We start from the raw sequence: 14,450 nt of genomic DNA, 5'->3' as shown, positions 1-14,450 counted from the left end.
CGTGACGAAACCGGCACCCCTCGCCGGCGCCGGCCGCGTGGCCGGGGCGGCCGCCCTCATCGCCGTCCTCACCGTGGTCAGCCGGCTGGCCGGCTTCGGCCGCACCGCCGTCTTCACCTGGACGCTCGCCCCCACCGACCTCGGTGGCGCCTACCTGGTGGCGAACTACGTCCCGAACTTCATCTTCGAGATCGTCGCCGGTGGGGCGCTGGCCAGCCTGGTCGTACCGCTGCTGGCCGGCGCGGTCGAGGCGGGGGACCGGCGGGCGGTGGCCGCCACCACCGGGGCCCTGCTCACCTGGACGCTCAGCCTGCTGGTGCCCCTCGCGGTGCTGGTGGCGCTGCTCGCCGACCCGCTACTGGGGGTGCTCGGCCACGGCCTCGACGGCGCCCAGCAGGAGGTGGGGGCCCGGATGCTGCGGGTCTTCGCCCCCCAGTTGCCGCTCTACGGCGTCGGCATCGTGCTCACCGGGGTCCTCCAGGCGCACCGGCGGTTCGCCTGGCCGGTGATCGCCCCGCTGCTGTCCAGCGTCACCGTCATCGTGGTCTACCTCGGCTTCACCGCCGCGGAAGGGCGCCTGGCCGGCGTCGTCGAGGTCGGCCCCGGTGGTGAGCTGCTGCTCTCCGGCGGCACCACGCTCGGCGTGGTGGTGCTCTCGCTGTCCCTGCTCGTCCCGCTGCGCCGTCTCGGGCTGCGGCCGCGGCCTGGCTTCCGGTTCCCCGCCGACACCCGCGCCCGGGTCGGTGGGCTGGCCGCCGCCGGCGTGGTGACCGTCGCCGCCCAGCAGATCGCCCTGGTCGTCGCGCTCAACCAGGTCACCTACGGCCGGACCGCCGACGTCGGTGTCTACAACCTCGCCCAGACGGTCTACTTCCTGCCCTGGTCGGTGCTGGCCGTGCCGCTCGCGGTGGCCGCGTACCCGATGCTCGTGGCGGCCCGGGCAACCGGCGACGAGCGCACCTACCGGGCCACCCTCGCCCCGGCGGTGCGCGGGGTGGTGCTGTTCAGCCTGCTCGGGGCCGCCGCACTGGTCGGCACGGCCGGCCCGGTCGGGCACTTCTTCTTCGACCCGGCCGACGCCGGCACGGCCGCGGCCGGCATCGCCGGCTTCGCGCCCGGCCTGCTCGGCTATGGCCTGTTCGCGGTGCTCACCCGCGCCCTCTACGCGCGGGGGGAGACCCGGGCGGCCACCGTCGCCACCGCTCTCGGCTGGCTCAGCGTGCCGGTGCTGGCCGTGCTGCTCGGGCACCTGCTGCCCCTCGCGGACCGCGTGCTCGCCGTGGCCCTGGCGACCTCCGCCGGCATGCTCCTGCTCGGCGGGCTGCTGATCGTCGCCGTGCTCCGCTCCGCCGGCCCGGCCGCTCTGGCCGGCGTCGGGCGGGCCGGCGCCGCCGGCCTGCTCGCCGCGGCCGTCGCGGGGCTCGGCGGCGCGGCCACCGCCCGGGGACTCGCCGGGCTGGCCGGCGGCACCCCGACGACAGGGGAGGCCCTCGTTCAGGGCATGCTGTCCGGGGTCGTGGTCGGCGTGTTGTTCCTCGCCGTCGCCTGGGCGACCGACGCCCGCGACGTCCGGCCGCTGATCGCGGCCGTGACCCGCCGGCTCGGCCGGCGCCGCGGGCCCGGCACGGGCGACGGCCCGCGGGAGGACCACCGTCCCGGCGAGCGGGGCGACGGAAAGGAGACCGTTTCCTCATGACGGACGCCTCGTCGGCGCCGCGGTGGCCCGGCTCCGTGGCCCTGGTTCTCGCCTCCAGCACCGGTGGCGTCGGGCAGCACATCCGCTCGATCGCCCGGGGCCTGACCGAGGCCGGCGCGTCCGTGCTGGTCTGCGGCCCGGCCGCCACCCAGGACCAGTTCGACTTCACGGGGGTGGGCGCCCGCTTCACGCCGGTGGAGATCCCGGCCAGCCCCACCCCGGCCGACGCGCGGGCCGTCGCCGCGCTGCGCCGGGCCCTCACCGACCCGCCGGTCGACGTGGTGCACGCGCACGGGCTGCGCGCCGGCCTGGTCGCCGTGCTGGCCCGGCCGGCCGCCCCGCTCGTGGTCACCTGGCACAACGCCGTGCTCGCGGGCGGGCTGCGCGGCACGCTGTCCCGGCTGGCCGAGCGGATCGTCGCCCGCAACGTCCGGGTCGCCCTGGGCGCCTCCGCCGACCTGGTCGAGCGGGCCGCCGCGCTCGGCGCCGCCGACGCCCGGCTCGCCCCGGTCGCCGCGCCGGCGCTGCCCGCGCCGCGCCGCCGCCGGGCCGCCGTCCGCGCCGAGTTCGGGGTCGCCGCCGACCGGCCGCTGATCGTCTCGGTGGGTCGGCTGCACCCGCAGAAGCGGTACGACATCCTCGTCGACGCGGCCGCCCGGTGGCGTTCCCGGCAGCCGGCGCCGCTCGTGGTCATCGCCGGCAGCGGGCCCGCGTACCTCCCGCTCGCCGCGCGGATCTCGACCACCCGGGCCCCGGTGACCCTGCTCGGGCACCGCACCGACGTGGCCGACCTGCTCGGCGCCGCCGACCTCGCCGTGGTGACCAGCGACTGGGAGGCCCGCCAGCTCTTCGCCCAGGAGGTGCTGGGCGCCGGCGTACCGCTGGTGGCGACCGCCGTCGGCGGCCTGCCGGAGCTGGTCGGCGACGCCGCGGTGCTGGTCCCCGCCGGCGACGTGGACGCCGTCGACGCGGCGGTGCGCGACCTGCTGGACGACGCGGCCCGTCGGGCCGACCTGGGCCGCCGGGGCGCCGCCCGGGCCGCGAGCTGGCCTACCGAGGCGGACACCACGGGCGCACTGGTCGACCTGTACGCCGAGCTGACGCCCGAGCACTCGACGGGGACGCGCTGATGCTGCGCAGACTGGCCCCCGTGCTGCTGACCCTGCTCGTGGTGGCCCTCGGCATCACCGCGCTGGCCGCGCGCCCGGACGACGGCGCGCCGGAGCGCAGCGCCGACTTCGTGGTGCTGGCCGGGGCGGCCGGCCTGCGCTGGGAGGACGTCGACCCGCAGACCACGCCCACGCTGTGGCGGATGGCCGAGGAGGGGTCGATCGGCTCCCTCTCCGTCCGCTCCGCGCACCGGCCCACCTGCCCCGTCGACGGCTGGCTCACCCTGGGCGCCGGCAACTTCGCCGCCTGGAACGGCAGCCGGTCGGGCGGGGGCTGCCCGGCCACCGGGGTGGCCGTCGAGCAGCCCGACGGGATCGGCGCGAACCTGCCCGACCAGGAGAGCGTGGTCGCCTACAACCAGGACCGGCTCTCCTGGGGGACCACCCCGGGCGCCCTGTCCGAGTCGGTGCGCTGTTCGGTGGCGGTCGGCCCGGGCGCCGCGGTGGCCGCCGCCCGCCCGTTCGGCCGGGTCGACCGGTACGCGCCGGTGCTCCCCGCCGACCCGGCGAAGCTGCTCGGCTCCTGCGTGCTGAGCATCGTCGACCTGGGCACCGTCGACGGCGAGGATCCGACCAGCCGGGCGGCCCAGGCCCGCCAGGTGGACGCCCAGCTCGCCCGGGTGCTCGCCGCCCGGCCACCCCGCTCCCTGGTCCTCGTGGCCGGCGTCTCGGACACCGACAACCCGTCCCGGCTGCACGTCGCGGTGGCCGACGGCCCGGGCTGGGGCCGGGGCTGGCTGACCTCCCCGAGCACCGCCCGCGAGGGCTACCTGCAACTGGTCGACCTGGCCCCCACGGCGCTGGCCGCCCTGGGCCGGCCGATGCCCGAGCGGCTCTTCCTCGGCCGCCCCGCCGTCTCCGCCGGCGACCGCCCCGACGACCTGCGCGCCGCGATCGACGCGCCCGCCGACGCCGACCGTGAGGCCGCCGCGCAGCGCCGGGTCGCCGGCTGGTTCTTCACCCTGCTCGCCGCCGCCCAGGTGGCCCTCGCCCTGGCGGTGCTGCCGCTGCTGCGCCGGGCCCGCCGGCACGCCGGCCCGCACGGCCCCGAGCCGGTGTCCCGGCGGGTGGTGGCGGCGGTGGAACTGCTGCTGGTCGCCGCCGCGCTCGCCGTGCCGGCCGCCCTGCTCGCCGACGCCGTGCCCTGGTGGCGCGGGTCGCACGCCGGCTGGTGGTTCGCCTCCGTCACCGCCCTGCTGACCGTGGGCGGCACCGCCGCCGTCCGGTTCACCCCCGGCCACGAGCGCACCCTCGGCCCGCTCGGCGCGGTGGCCGCCCTGGCCACCCTGGTGGTCGGGGTGGACGTGCTCACCGGCTCCCGGTTGCAGCTCAACGGCGTGATCGGCTACTCGGCGCTGGAGGGCGGCCGGTACGCCGGCCTGGGCACCGTCGGGCTGGGCGTGTTCATCGCCGGCTCGCTGCTGTGCGGCGGCTGGCTGGCCCAGCGGGTCCGCCGGGCCTGGCGCCCGATGGTGATGGTCGCGGTGGGCGGGGCGGCCGTCGTCATCGTGGGCAGCCCCTACCTGGGGGCCGACTCGATCGGCGCGATCGCGCTCACCGCCGGGGTGAGCGTCGCGGCCGCCATCTGCACCGGCGGCTGGCTGACCGTGAGCCGGCTGGCGTGGGCCACCATGGCCGGGCTGGCGGTCACCATCGGCTTCGCCGTGGTCGACGTGGGCCGCCCGGAGGCCGAGCGGGGGAGCCTGGGGCGTTTCCTGGCCGCGCTCGGCGACGGCACCGGCGGGCTGACCGTGCACCGGTCCAGCACCGCCAACTTCCAGACGCTGGTGAACAGCCCGCTCACCGTCCTGGCGCTGGCCGGCGCGGCGCTGGTGTGGTTCGCCCTGCTGCAGCCCTGGGGCGGCCTCCTGCGGCTGTTCGGCATCTACCCGGCGATCCGGGCGGCGATGGCCGGGACCGGCGTGGCCGCCGGCCTGGGCGGCGTACTGGGCGGCTCGGCGCTGGACGTGGCCGGGGCGGCGGCGGCCCTGGTGGTGCCGATGGCGGCCCTGGCGGCCCTGCGGGTGCTCGACCACTCCACCGACCGCACCCTGCCGGGCAGCGGCCGCCCGGGCGACGCGGGCGGGTCGGCCCCGCCCGGCGGCCCCACCGGGGACCGCCCGAGCGGCGGGCGCGCGGCCGCGGTCCCCGGCGCGGGCGGCGCCGCCCGGCCCGACCCCGACCCGGCCGCCGCCGAGGGCGCTCCGGCGGGCCCCGAACGGGGTACGCGGGCGCCGGACGCCACCGCCGACCGGGTGCCCCGGGTGCCGGCCCAGCCCGGCCCGGCATCGACCGAGGTGCCCGCCGGCTGAGGCGAATGCGGCTTCACGTGCGCCGACGGAGGGTGCGACGCCGCTGCGGGGCCGGGGAGGTGTTACCGTGGAATCCCGTGGATCGCGTGATCACTTGGGTGATCGGCACGGCGGTTCGCACGACCGCTACGGACGACACGGGAGCAGGCCTTGGCCCCTTCAGCACGGACGACCAGGCATATTTTCGTCACCGGGGGCGTCGCCTCCTCGCTGGGTAAGGGCCTCACCGCCTCCAGCCTCGGCAACCTGCTCACGGCGCGCGGTCTGCGCGTGGTGATGCAGAAGCTCGACCCGTACCTCAACGTCGACCCCGGGACGATGAACCCGTTCCAGCACGGCGAGGTCTTCGTCACCGAGGACGGCGCCGAGACCGACCTCGACGTCGGCCACTACGAGCGGTTCCTCGACCGGGACCTGTCCGGCAAGGCGAACGTCACCACCGGGCAGATCTACTCGGCGGTGATCGCCAAGGAACGGCGCGGCGAGTACCTCGGCGACACCGTCCAGGTCATCCCGCACATCACCAACGAGATCAAGGCGCGGATCCTCGGCATGGCCGACCCGGACGCCGACGGCCAGACCCCCGACGTGGTGATCACCGAGGTCGGCGGCACGGTCGGCGACATCGAGTCGCTGCCGTTCCTGGAGGCGATCCGCCAGGTCCGGCACGACCTGGGCCGGGACAACTGCTTCTACCTGCACGTGTCGCTGGTGCCCTACCTGGCCCCGTCGGGTGAGCTGAAGACCAAGCCGACCCAGCACTCGGTGGCCCAGCTGCGCAGCATCGGCATCCAGCCGGACGCCCTGGTGCTGCGCTGCGACCGGGAGATCCCGGACAAGGTCAAGGAGAAGCTCTCGCTGTACTGCGACGTCGACCGGGAGGCGGTCACCGCCGCCCCGGACGCGCCGAGCATCTACGACATCCCGAAGGTGCTGCACCGGGAGGGCCTCGACGCGTACGTGGTGCGCCGGCTCGGCCTGTCCTTCCGGGACGTGGACTGGACCCGCTGGGACGATCTGCTCGACCGGGTGCACCAGCCCCGCCACACGGTGACCGTCGCGCTGGTCGGCAAGTACGTCGACCTGCCCGACGCGTACCTGTCGGTGAGCGAGGCGATCCGGGCCGCCGGCTTCGGCCACCGGGCCCGGGTGCAGCTGCGCTGGGTGCCCAGCGACGACTGCGTGACCCCGGCCGGTGCGGCGGCGGCCCTGGCCGGCGTCGACGGCATCGTGATCCCCGGCGGCTTCGGCGTCCGGGGCATCGAGGGCAAGATCGGCACCGCCCGGTACGCCCGGGAGAACGGCATCCCGCTGCTCGGCCTCTGCCTCGGCCTGCAGTGCATGACCATCGAGGTGGCCCGCCACCTGGCCCACCTCGACGGGGCGAACTCGCTGGAGTTCGACGAGGAGGCCACCCACCCGGTGATCGCCACGATGGCCGACCAGGAGGACATCGTCGCCGGCAAGGGCGACCTGGGCGGCACCATGCGTCTCGGCGCGTACCCGGCGACGCTGGCCGAGGGCTCGCTGGTCGCCGAGGCGTACGGCAGCACCGAGGTCAGCGAGCGGCACCGGCACCGGTACGAGGTGAACAACGCCTACCGCGACCAGCTCACCAAGGCCGGCCTGACCATCTCCGGCACCTCGCCGGACGGCCGGCTGGTCGAGTTCGTCGAGCTGGACCGGAACCTGCACCCGTTCTTCGTGGCCACCCAGGCGCACCCCGAGCTGAAGAGCCGGCCGACCCGGCCGCACCCGCTCTTCGCGGCGTTCGTGAAGGCCGCCGTGGCGTACTCCGAGGCCGACCAGCTCCCGGTCGACCTGGACGCCCCGGCGGAGGCCGCTGCGGCGCGGAAGGCGGGCCGCAACGGTGGCGCCGCGGCGGCGAAGGCGGCGTCCGCCTCGTGAGCGGGCGGAGCGAGCGAGCCATCGACCTCGGCAGCACGGCGCCTCGCGCCGCCGGGCAGCGAAGCGAGGCGGTGGCGTGAGCGCGGTCGAGCACCGGTACGAGGTGGCCGGGCACCGGGAGATCTGGTCCGGCCGGATCTTCTCGGTGGTCAGCGACGACGTCACCATGCCCGGCGGGGGCACGGCGACCCGCGACTACGTGACGCACGTCGGCGCGGTGGCCGTGGTGGCCCTCGACGACGCCGGCCAGGTGGTGCTGATCCGGCAGTACCGGCACCCGGTGGGCCGGCACCTGTGGGAGCTGCCCGCCGGGCTGATGGACGTGCGGGGCGAGGACCTGGCCACCGCGGCGGCCCGGGAGCTGGCGGAGGAGGCCGACCTCACCGCGGGCAGCATCGACGTCCTGGTCGACCTGCACAGCTCGCCCGGGTTCAGCAACGAGGTGGTCCGGGTCTTCCTGGCCCGGGACCTGGCCGACGTGCCCGCCGAGCAGCGCCACGACCGGCGCGACGAGGAGGCCGACCTCCAGGTGGTCCGGGTCGACCTCGACGAGGCGGTCCGGATGGTCCTGGCCGGCGAAATCACCAACGCCTCCTGCGTGGCGGGGCTGCTCGCCGCCGCCCGCGCCCGGGAGGCCGGCTTCGCCGAGCTGCGCCGCCCGGAGACGCCGCTGCCCCGCTGACCGGGGTCGGACGACGAAGGGGCCGCGCGGTGTACGCACCGCGCGGCCCCTTCGTGCTGTGGCGACGGTCAGTCGCGCAGCGGGCGGCCCTGCCCGTCGACGCCACCGTTGACCAGGATCAGGATGCCGTCGATGGTGCCCCAGAGGGCACCGAATCCGCAGGTCACGACGCTCACGACGAGCTGGAGCACGCCGGTCTTGGTGTCACCCATGTAGAAGCGCCCGGCACCGAAGAAGCCGAGCAGGATGCCCAGGATGCCCGCGACGACCTTGCTCTTGTCCGAGACGCCCTGCGGGGGGTACTGCTGGTAAGGAGGAGTGGTCATGAGCGGACACCTTAGTGATCCACTGCCGTCCTGTCCGCACCGCCGCCCCATCGGTGGAAGGATATTTACCGAACATTGTCCTGACGGTTGAGGCGGTCTCCACCGCACAGCCCGATCGATGCCTGACACACCGTCAGCACGACCGGGCACCGGATGTCACTGTGTTGGCCTCCGTGGGGTTCCCACGCGCCTAGACTGCCGCCGGGCGGGACCGGTGGACCGTGTCGGCAAAGGGGCCGTCGCGGCGCCGCGCAGTCGGGGGTGAGCCTCCCCGAGGAAGGTGTCTGCATCGTGAAGGTCGGAATCCCACGCGAGGTCAAGAACCACGAGTACCGCGTGGCGATCACGCCCGCGGGCGTCAACGAGTTCACCCGCCACGGCCACGAGGTCTTCGTCGAGTCCGGCGCGGGCGTCGGCTCCAGCATCAGCGACGACGAGTTCGCCGCCGCCGGCGCCAAGATCCTGGCCACCGCCGACGAGGTCTGGGACACCGCCGAGCTGGTGCTCAAGGTGAAGGAGCCGATCGCCGAGGAGTACCACCGGATGCGCGAGGGGCAGGTGCTCTTCACCTACCTGCACCTGGCCGCCTCGAAGGACTGCACCGACGCGCTGCTGGACCGGAAGGTCACCGGCATCGCCTACGAGACCGTCGAGCTGCCCGACCGCTCGCTGCCGCTGCTCGCCCCGATGTCCGAGGTGGCCGGCCGGCTCGCCCCGCAGGTGGGCGCCTTCTACATGATGCGCACCGGCGGCGGCCGGGGCGTGCTGCCCGGCGGCGTCTCCGGCGTGTACGCGGCCAAGACCGTGGTCATCGGCGCCGGCGTCTCCGGCCTGAACGCCGCCGCCATCGCGCTGGGCCTGCAGTCCGAGGTGCTGCTGCTGGACAAGAACGTCGCCCGGCTGCGCCAGGCCGACGCCATCTACCGGGGCCACCTGCAGACCGTCGCCTCCAACGCGTACGAGATCGAGCGGGCCGTGGTCGACGCCGACCTGGTCATCGGCGCGGTGCTGGTGCCCGGCGCGAAGGCGCCGAAGCTCATCTCCAACGAGCTGGTCTCCCGGATGAAGCCGGGCAGCGTGCTCGTCGACATCGCCATCGACCAGGGCGGCTGCTTCGAGGACTCGCGTCCGACCACGCACGCCGACCCGGTCTACAAGGTGCACGACTCGATCTTCTACTGCGTGGCGAACATGCCGGGCGCGGTGCCCAACACCAGCACCTACGCGCTGACCAACGTCACCCTGCCGTACGCCCTCGAACTGGCCAACCAGGGCTGGCGCGGCGCGCTGCGCAACGACCCGGCGCTCGCCCTCGGCCTGAACACCCACGCCGGCCAGGTCGTCTACGGCCCGGTCGCCGAGGCGCACGGCATGGACGCGCTGCCGCTGGCCGAGGTGCTCGCCTGAGGGACGACAGCCTGACCGCGACGACGGAAGGGGCCGGTGCGGGCGTCGAGCCCGCGCCGGCCCTGCGCCGTGCCGTCCGGGCCTATCTGGACCACCTCACCGTCGAGCGGGGACTGTCCGCGAACACCCTCGCCTCGTACCGCCGGGACCTGGACCGCTACCTGTCCACCCTGGCCGCCGCCGGGGTGACCGACCTGGCCGCCGTCGGCGCGGCCGACATCGAGGCGCACCTGGCCCGGCTGCGCGGCGGCGACGCCGACCACCCGCCGCTCGCCGTCTCCTCCTCCGCCCGCGCCGCCAGCGCCGTGCGCGGCCTGCACCGCTTCGCGCTGCGCGAGGGGATGGCCGGCGCCGACCCCGGCCGCGACGTCCGCCCGCCCGCCCCGCCGCGCCGGCTGCCCCGGGCGCTGCCGGTCGACGCCGTGGTGCGGCTGCTGGAGACCGCCGGCCCGGTCACCGCCACCGGCGAGGCCGCGCCCCGCGCGCTGCGGGACCGGGCGCTGCTGGAATTCCTGTACGGCACGGGCGCGCGCATCTCCGAGGCGATCGGCGCCGCCGTCGACGACCTCGACCTCGACGCCGGGACCGTGCTGCTGCACGGCAAGGGCGGGAAGACCCGGCTCGTACCGGTCGGCGGGTACGCGGCCGAGGCGCTGCGCGCCTGGCTGGTCCGGGGCCGTCCGGCGCTGCTGGCCGCCGGCCGGGGCACCGCGGCGGTGTTCGTCAACGCCCGCGGCGGGCCACTCACCCGGCAGGGCGCCTGGACCGTGCTGCGCGCCGCGGCCGACCGGGCCGGCCTGCCGGTCGACGGGCCCGACGCGGTCTCCCCGCACACCCTGCGCCACTCGTACGCCACCCACCTGCTCGACGGCGGCGCCGACGTGCGGGTGGTGCAGGAACTGCTGGGCCACGCCTCGGTGACCACCACCCAGGTGTACACGTTGGTCACCGTGGAACGGCTGCGCGAGGTGTACGCCACCGCCCACCCCCGCGCCCGCGGGTGAACGCAGGAGGAAACCGGGGTGGCGAGCCCCGCAGCCGCGGACGAACCAGCGTCCCGGCCGACCGCCCGCCCGACACGCCGACCCGCTACCGAACGCGCTGCTGGCACGTGGCGTACAGTCGGCTTCGGCGCGGGCCTCCAGGGGTGACGGACCGGGGGTGCGCAGCGGCGCCGCGAGGGACGTCGGACGGCTCCGACGCCGGGTGGTCGTCGGGAGGGGGCAACGAGGACATGGCAGGAAACGGTGACCGTGCCGAGACCTGGACGTCGGAGCTCCGCGAGCAGCAGGCGACGCTCGGCGCCGACCTCGGACCCGCCGACCCGGCCGCCTACACCATGCGCAAGCCGATCCCCGAGCCGATGCCGACCGACCGGCACGGCCCGGCGCGGATCATCGCGATGGCGAACCAGAAGGGTGGCGTCGGCAAGACGACGACCACCATCAACCTGGGCGCCGCCCTCGCCGAGTACGGCCGCAAGGTGCTGCTGGTCGACTTCGACCCGCAGGGCGCCCTCTCCGTCGGCCTGGGCGTCAACCCGCACAACCTCGACCTGTCGGTCTACAACCTGCTCATGCAGGACGACGTCACCGCCGAGGACGTGCTGATCAAGACCGACGTGGCCGGGCTGCACCTGCTGCCCGCCAACATCGACCTCTCGGCCGCCGAGATCCAGCTGGTCAACGAGGTCGCCCGCGAGATGGCCCTCGCGCGCGTGCTCCGCACGATCCGCAAGGAGTACGACTTCATCCTGATCGACTGCCAGCCCTCCCTGGGCCTGCTGGCGATCAACGCGCTGACCGTGGCGCACGGCGTGCTCATCCCGCTGGAGTGCGAGTTCTTCAGCCTGCGCGGTGTCGCGCTGCTGCTGGACACCATCGACAAGGTGCGCGAGCGGCTCAACTTCGACCTGGAGCTCGAAGGCATCCTCGCGACCATGTACGACAGCCGCACCACCCACTGCCGGCAGGTGCTCCAGCGGGTGGTGGAGGCGTTCGGCGACAAGGTCTACCAGACGGTGATCACCAAGACCGTCAAGTTCCCCGAGTCGACGGTGGCCGGTGCCCCGATCACCACCCTCGACCCGGCCTCCTCGGGCGCGCGCAACTACCGGCAGCTCGCCCGCGAGGTGATCGCCGCCCAGGCGGAGCGGTAGGCCGCACGCCGGGTGACCCGGTCGTGGACTACGGTTTGCCGGTGACCGCACCGCCCCTCGACCCGCCGCACGGCGCCGCCGACCCGGTGGCCGCCGCCGAGCTGGCCGCCGAGGTCGACGGCGTGGTGCCCGCCGACCCGGTCACCGTCGAGGAGACCACCGGCTTCACCGTCCGGCTGGACAACTTCACCGGCCCGTTCGACCTGCTGCTCCAGCTCATCAGCAAACACAAGCTGGACGTCACCGAGGTGGCCCTGCACAAGGTCACCGACGAGTTCATCGCGTACCTGCGGGCCATGGGCGACCAGTGGGACCTGGACGAGACCAGCGAATTCCTGCTTGTGGCCGCCACGCTGCTGGACCTGAAGGCGGCCCGGCTGCTGCCCGCCGCCGAGGTGGAGGACGAGGAGGACCTGGCCCTGCTGGAGGCCCGGGACCTGCTCTTCGCCCGGCTGCTGCAGTACAAGGCGTACAAGGAGGCGGCGGCGCACATCGCCGAGCTGGAGTCGGTCGGCGGGCGCCGCTACCCGAGGGCGGTCACCCTCGAACCCCGGTACGCCGAGGCACTGCCCGACCTGGTGCTCGGCATCGGCCCGGAACGGCTGCTCAAGCTGGCGCTCCGGGCCATGACCCCGAAGCCGGTGCCCGAGGTGTCCATCGCCCACGTGCACATGGTCCGGGTCAGCGTCCGCGAACACGCCGAGATCATCTCCGAGCGCCTGCGCCGCGCCGGCACCGCCAGCTTCTCGCTGCTCTGCGCCGACTGCGAGATCACCCTGGAGGTGGTGGCGCGCTTCCTGGCGCTGCTGGAGCTCTACCGGCAGGGGCTGGTCGCCTTCGTCCAGGAGCAGGCGCTGGAGGAACTGACCGTGCGCTGGACCGGCTCCGCCGACGGCGACACCGACCTGACCATCGACGAGTACGCCGGCTCCCCGGAGCAGACGCCCCCGCCCGCGGCGGACGAGGCCCCGCCGACCCGGGCCGCGGCGGCGGACGACGCCGCGCCGACACAGGAGTGACCCGATGAGCGACGAGGAACGCCGCGATTCGTTGGCCGACCAGGCAGCCGCCTGGGTCCCCCCGTGGGAGCGGCCGACCGCGCCGAAGCCCACCACCAGCGACACCCCGGCCGAGCCCGAGCCGTCCGCGGCGCCGCCCGTCGGTGCCGAACCGGAGACCTTGGACACGTACCGTTCGCCCCGAGCGGAAACTGTCCAAGATCCAACGGGGGAGAGCGCGGGCGAGCCCGAGGCGGCCTTCGACGCGGGGGAACCGGCCGGGGCGGGCACGGGCGCCGACGAGGCGGTCGGCCCCGACGCCGCGTCCGGCGACCCGGAGGGCGAGGGCGGCGGGAGCGGCGTACCCGGGAAGCGGGGACGGCGGCGGCCGGCGCCGGAGCCGGAGCCCGCGCCGGTGCTGGACGACGCCGAGCTGCGCGGCGCGCTGGAGGCGATCCTGCTGGTGGTGGACCAGCCGGTCAGCGAGCTGACCCTGGCCCAGGTCCTCGAACAGTCCCCGGAGCGGATCGGCCCGATGCTCGACGAGATCGCGGCCGGCTACACCTCCGCCGGGCACGGCTTCGAGCTGCGCCGGGCCGCGGGTGGCTGGCGTCTCTACACCCGCCCGGAATACGCGACCTACGTCGAGCGGTTCGTACTGGAGGGCCAGACGGTCCGGCTGACCCAGGCCGCGCTGGAGACCCTCGCGGTGATCGCCTACAAGCAGCCGGTGACCCGGTCGCGGATCTCCGCCATCCGGGGCGTCAACTGCGACGGGGTGATCCGTACGCTGGTGTCCCGCGGCCTGGTCGAGGAGTGCGGCACCGAAGCGGACAGCGGTGCGTTCCTCTACCGGACCACCACGATGTTCCTGGAGAAGCTGGGGCTGAACTCGGTGGACGACCTGCCGCCCCTGGCCCCCTTCCTCCCCGACGACGTAGAAGAGCTTGCCGATGCGACGCGATGACCGTGCCCCGAAGCCCGACGCCCCCGTCTACGAGGGCGCCGAGCGCCTGCAGAAGGTGCTCGCCGCCGCGGGGGTGGGTTCGCGGCGTGCCTGTGAGGACCTGATCTTCCGGCGGCGGGTCACCGTCAACGGCCGCGTGGCCCAGCTCGGCGACAAGGCGGACCCGGCGCGCGACGTGATCCACGTGGACGGCGAGCGGCTCCAGGCCGATGTCCGCCTGGTCTACGTGGCGATGAACAAGCCGCGCGGGGTGGTCACCACCATGGCCGACGAGAAGGGCCGCACCGAGCTCGCCGACTTCATCGGCGCGCGGCTGGAGCAGCGGGTCTACCACGTCGGGCGGCTCGACGCCGACAGCGAGGGCCTGCTCCTGCTCACCAACGACGGCACCCTCGCGCACAAGCTCATGCACCCGTCGTACGAGGTGCTCAAGACCTACCTCGCCGAGGTGGCCGGGCCGATCCCGCGCAACCTGGGCAAGCGGCTGACGGCCGGCGTCGAGCTGGAGGACGGGCCGGTGAAGGTCGACTCGTTCAAGGTGGTGGGCACCCTGGGCAAAACCGCCCAGGTGGAGCTGACCCTGCACGAGGGGCGCAAGCACATCGTCCGGCGCCTGATGGCCGAGGTGGGACACCCGGTGTCCCGGCTGGTCCGTACCTCGATCGGTCCGATCAGGCTCGGCGACCTGCGCACCGGGCGGCTGCGCCGGCTGACCAACGCGGAGGTCGCCGCCCTGTTCAAGGCCGTGGGTGACTGACCCCGACGATCGGGGTACGGGTCCCGGTAGGCTTCGACGCGGCCCGCGGTCGCCCTCCGGCGGCACGGCG

At 75.0% G+C, this 14,450-nt stretch carries 12 protein-coding genes; 11 read left to right on the top strand and 1 reads right to left on the bottom strand.

Features of this window, described 5'->3' with window-relative positions; translation table 11 throughout:
- The first annotated feature begins 1 nt into the window (after position 1).
- From murJ to NFX44_RS21450, 5 genes are all read left to right on the top strand, one after another.
- Positions 2-1,696 carry a murein biosynthesis integral membrane protein MurJ gene (murJ, locus tag NFX44_RS21470; protein WP_262285354.1) on the top strand — a complete coding sequence of 565 codons (1,695 nt, stop codon included), beginning with the start codon at positions 2-4 and terminating at the stop codon, positions 1,694-1,696.
- A complete protein-coding gene (locus NFX44_RS21465; RefSeq protein WP_262285353.1) occupies positions 1,693-2,826 on the top strand; it encodes a glycosyltransferase family 4 protein in 1,134 nt (377 codons plus the stop codon). Before murJ ends, NFX44_RS21465 begins: the two co-directional genes overlap by 4 nt.
- Positions 2,826-5,177 (top strand): hypothetical protein, encoded by a 2,352-nt coding sequence (locus NFX44_RS21460; RefSeq protein ID WP_262285352.1) that lies wholly within the window; start codon positions 2,826-2,828, stop codon positions 5,175-5,177. The genes NFX44_RS21465 and NFX44_RS21460 overlap by 1 nt, the downstream gene beginning before the upstream one ends.
- A gap of 150 nt (positions 5,178-5,327) precedes the next feature.
- Positions 5,328-7,085, top strand: a complete 1,758-nt coding sequence (locus NFX44_RS21455) for a CTP synthase (protein WP_262285351.1) — start codon at positions 5,328-5,330, stop codon at positions 7,083-7,085.
- A gap of 76 nt (positions 7,086-7,161) precedes the next feature.
- Positions 7,162-7,767 (top strand): NUDIX hydrolase, encoded by a 606-nt coding sequence (locus NFX44_RS21450; RefSeq protein ID WP_262285350.1) that lies wholly within the window; start codon positions 7,162-7,164, stop codon positions 7,765-7,767.
- Between the two features lie 68 nt (positions 7,768-7,835).
- Here the strand turns inward: NFX44_RS21450 and NFX44_RS21445 are convergent, their stop codons facing one another.
- Complete coding sequence (locus NFX44_RS21445) at positions 7,836-8,144, bottom strand: TM2 domain-containing protein (RefSeq protein WP_315974618.1); 309 nt, start codon at positions 8,142-8,144, stop codon at positions 7,836-7,838.
- 240 nt (positions 8,145-8,384) lie between these two features.
- Here NFX44_RS21445 and ald point away from each other — a divergent pair, with 240 nt between their 5' ends.
- The 6 genes from ald to NFX44_RS21415 all read left to right on the top strand — a co-directional run bounded on the left by ald (position 8,385) and on the right by NFX44_RS21415 (position 14,380).
- The gene (ald, locus tag NFX44_RS21440) at positions 8,385-9,500 is read left to right on the top strand and encodes an alanine dehydrogenase (protein WP_262285348.1); all 1,116 of its coding nucleotides are present in this window, start codon (positions 8,385-8,387) and stop codon (positions 9,498-9,500) included.
- 11 nt (positions 9,501-9,511) lie between these two features.
- Positions 9,512-10,504 (top strand): site-specific tyrosine recombinase XerD, encoded by a 993-nt coding sequence (locus tag NFX44_RS21435; protein WP_262285379.1) that lies wholly within the window; start codon positions 9,512-9,514, stop codon positions 10,502-10,504.
- A 230-nt stretch (positions 10,505-10,734) separates the two neighbouring features.
- Positions 10,735-11,658, top strand: coding sequence for a ParA family protein (locus NFX44_RS21430; RefSeq protein ID WP_091266519.1), 924 nt, complete (start codon positions 10,735-10,737; stop codon positions 11,656-11,658).
- A gap of 41 nt (positions 11,659-11,699) precedes the next feature.
- Positions 11,700-12,677, top strand: a complete 978-nt coding sequence (locus tag NFX44_RS21425; RefSeq protein ID WP_262285347.1) for a ScpA family protein — start codon at positions 11,700-11,702, stop codon at positions 12,675-12,677.
- A 4-nt stretch (positions 12,678-12,681) separates the two neighbouring features.
- The gene (gene scpB, locus NFX44_RS21420) at positions 12,682-13,623 is read left to right on the top strand and encodes an SMC-Scp complex subunit ScpB (RefSeq protein ID WP_262285346.1); all 942 of its coding nucleotides are present in this window, start codon (positions 12,682-12,684) and stop codon (positions 13,621-13,623) included.
- Entirely contained in the window at positions 13,610-14,380 is a 771-nt protein-coding gene (locus tag NFX44_RS21415) for a pseudouridine synthase (protein ID WP_262285345.1), read from the top strand. Before scpB ends, NFX44_RS21415 begins: the two co-directional genes overlap by 14 nt.
- Positions 14,381-14,450: the final 70 nt, after the last annotated feature.

The organism is Micromonospora sp. MA102 (assembly GCF_025460765.1).
GTDB classification, from domain to species: domain Bacteria; phylum Actinomycetota; class Actinomycetes; order Mycobacteriales; family Micromonosporaceae; genus Micromonospora; species Micromonospora halotolerans.
The sequence above is the reverse complement of the archived record's forward strand: the minus strand, read 5'-3'. Positions and strand labels throughout refer to the sequence as shown.

Coding starts and splice junctions, on each gene's coding strand:
- NFX44_RS21415 (WP_262285345.1), top strand. CDS start 13,610: ATGCGACGCGATGACCGTGCCCCGAAGCCCGACGCCCCCGTCTACGAG.
- NFX44_RS21445 (WP_315974618.1), bottom strand. CDS start 8,144: ATGGGGCGGCGGTGCGGACAGGACGGCAGTGGATCACTAAGGTGTCCG.
- scpB (WP_262285346.1), top strand. CDS start 12,682: ATGAGCGACGAGGAACGCCGCGATTCGTTGGCCGACCAGGCAGCCGCC.
- NFX44_RS21430 (WP_091266519.1), top strand. CDS start 10,735: ATGGCAGGAAACGGTGACCGTGCCGAGACCTGGACGTCGGAGCTCCGC.
- NFX44_RS21460 (WP_262285352.1), top strand. CDS start 2,826: ATGCTGCGCAGACTGGCCCCCGTGCTGCTGACCCTGCTCGTGGTGGCC.
- NFX44_RS21465 (WP_262285353.1), top strand. CDS start 1,693: ATGACGGACGCCTCGTCGGCGCCGCGGTGGCCCGGCTCCGTGGCCCTG.